This is a genomic window from Vibrio sp. 1F255 (assembly GCF_041439145.1).
Classification (GTDB): Bacteria; Pseudomonadota; Gammaproteobacteria; order Enterobacterales; family Vibrionaceae; genus Vibrio; species Vibrio crassostreae_C.
This window is the reverse complement of the sequence record NZ_JBGONQ010000074.1, coordinates 1-1,966: the sequence shown is the minus strand read 5'-3', so window position 1 is coordinate 1,966 and position 1,966 is coordinate 1. Positions and strand designations below refer to the sequence as shown.

General features: G+C 42.6%; 3 protein-coding genes and 1 pseudogene. 3 read left to right on the top strand and 1 reads right to left on the bottom strand.

Annotation, left to right across the window (positions count from 1 at the left end):
• Positions 1 to 310: pseudogene (locus tag ACED41_RS21440) on the bottom strand (IS110 family transposase); the annotation flags it as partial.
• Positions 311 to 458: 148 nt separating this feature from the next.
• Here ACED41_RS21440 and ACED41_RS21435 point away from each other — a divergent pair.
• The 3 genes from ACED41_RS21435 (at position 459) to ACED41_RS21425 (ending at position 1,801) form a co-directional block, all read left to right on the top strand.
• Positions 459 to 716: a type II toxin-antitoxin system Phd/YefM family antitoxin gene (locus tag ACED41_RS21435; protein WP_017038125.1), complete on the top strand. Its 258-nt coding sequence runs from the start codon at positions 459 to 461 to the stop codon at positions 714 to 716.
• Positions 704 to 1,006: a type II toxin-antitoxin system RelE/ParE family toxin gene (locus ACED41_RS21430; protein ID WP_017040380.1), complete on the top strand. Its 303-nt coding sequence runs from the start codon at positions 704 to 706 to the stop codon at positions 1,004 to 1,006. Before ACED41_RS21435 ends, ACED41_RS21430 begins: the two co-directional genes overlap by 13 nt.
• Before the next feature lie 171 nt (positions 1,007 to 1,177).
• Positions 1,178 to 1,801: a DUF4145 domain-containing protein gene (locus ACED41_RS21425; protein ID WP_102427902.1), complete on the top strand. Its 624-nt coding sequence runs from the start codon at positions 1,178 to 1,180 to the stop codon at positions 1,799 to 1,801.
• Positions 1,802 to 1,966 lie beyond the last annotated feature (165 nt).

Below are 1,966 nucleotides of genomic sequence, written 5' to 3'. Positions count from 1 at the left end.
GTCTAGATACCGCTTCACAGATGGCCTCTGCGTCATTGGCATCGTTCTTCTCATTTTGTCGATATGGAATAACGAATTTGGACGCCATAATTTTCGGGTTATGACCTAGTTTCAGTAGCTCTCTCGCCCAGTGGTGTGCACCAGAGCACGCCTCCATACCGATGAGGCAGGGAGGTAACTTCGCGAATGTGTCTAAGAGTTTGTTTCTTTTGACAGTTTTGCGTAGGACGCACTTGCCATATGCATCAACGCCGTGAATACTGAACACATTCTTGGCAAGGTCAACGCCAATAGTTTGAATGGTGGACATAGTAACCTCCAGTTCTTCAGCGTGTACTAAGTATGGCACGCAGAGTGTCAGGTAGAGGGAGTCCATATCATTCGTTAGCCGTCATGGAGCTTGCTATACTTAAAGTGATAGAATAGTATCACTCTAGTATTCCTTTGGAGCAGCTTTCATGAAAGTAGAACTAGTTACATCACTTAAACGTCAAGCAACCAAGATCCTCGCTGATCTCCACGACACTAAAGAACCAGTATTAATTACTGAGCATGGTAAGCCATCAGCGTATCTAGTTGATGTTGATGATTACGAGTTTATGCAAAATCGTTTGGTTATTCTGGAGGGCATTGCACGAGGCGAGCGTGCACTAGCTGACGGTAAAGTGGTAAGTCATGATGAAGCCAAGGACAAAATGTCAAAATGGCTGAAATAATCTGGACTGAGCCAGCGCTATCTGACCTCAACGATATCGCTGAATACATAGCACTTGAAAATATTGTAGCTGCAAAGCAGTTGGTACAAACGATCTTCTCTAAAGTTGAACGCCTAGAAACTTTTCCAGAATCAGGTCGTATTCCGCCCGAACTAGAACATTTAAGTTATCGTGAAGTTGTCGTTAATCCGTGCCGTGTTTTCTATAAACAAGACGGTGACAAGGTCTTTATTCTGTTTGTTATGCGAGCTGAAAGAGATTTGCGTAAGTTCCTGTTGAGTAGGCAATAACCTTTGGGAATGAACGGCTAACAAACGCTTCAAGACGGATTCGCAACGCGTGGCATTTTTACTATGCGTTGATTTTAGTGATTTAGGTGGTATGCGGAAACACCATATTGCGTTGCTCACCACTTAAGCGGGCGTTAAGTGTCAGTGTTTATATCAGATAAAGGGAAGAAAATGGGCAAGTATTACCCTCCAATATTTGGTGAAGAAAAATTTCATTGTATTTTATGCGGTGTGTATGCAAAGCAAACTTGGGTAGATTTAAGGTGGAGCAATTATCAAGGTTCTCACACCACGGACTTTAAGTTTAGCCAATGCTCACACTGTTATGACAACTCGTACTGGTATAAAGATCGTATGGTTGTACCATCTGAAGCACCAGTGCCTCCCGCTCATAAAGATTTACCAGAAACTTGCATATCTGAATATGATGAAGCAAGAGATATTGTTGCACGTTCTCCAAGAGCTGCAGCCGCTTTACTTCGTTTATGCGTCCAGAAGTTAATGGTTGAACTAGGAGAAAAAGGTAAAAACATAAACGATGATATCGGTGCCCTTGTAAAAAAAGGATTACCCATCGAGGTTCAACAAGCTTTAGATTACTGCAGAGTTGTCGGTAACAATGGTGTACATCCGGGAGAAATAGAGTTAACAGATAATCCTGATATTGCACATAGCTTATTTGAAATGGTTAATTTCATAGTAGAGGATCGCATATCTCGTCCCAAAAAAGTTGCTGAGCTCTATGGCAAGTTACCTAAAGGTGCTTTAAAAGCGGTAGAAAAAAGGGACGGATAGCTAAAAACACTTAACAAACGTTAAAGAGGGACTTGGCACGCGTGGCATTTTCATTTTGCGTTGGGTTTAGTGGTTACGGCACTATGCGGTAGCTTTTGTATTGCGTGCCCGCGGCTACATGGATTCCCCCGGTTGTCAAACATCCGCTAAACTTATGTTGATGGG

Excerpts from the sequence above, each read along its gene's own strand:
- ACED41_RS21435 (WP_017038125.1), top strand. The coding sequence starts at position 459 with ATGAAAGTAGAACTAGTTACATCACTTAAACGTCAAGCAACCAAGATC.
- ACED41_RS21430 (WP_017040380.1), top strand. The coding sequence starts at position 704 with ATGGCTGAAATAATCTGGACTGAGCCAGCGCTATCTGACCTCAACGAT.
- ACED41_RS21425 (WP_102427902.1), top strand. The coding sequence starts at position 1,178 with ATGGGCAAGTATTACCCTCCAATATTTGGTGAAGAAAAATTTCATTGT.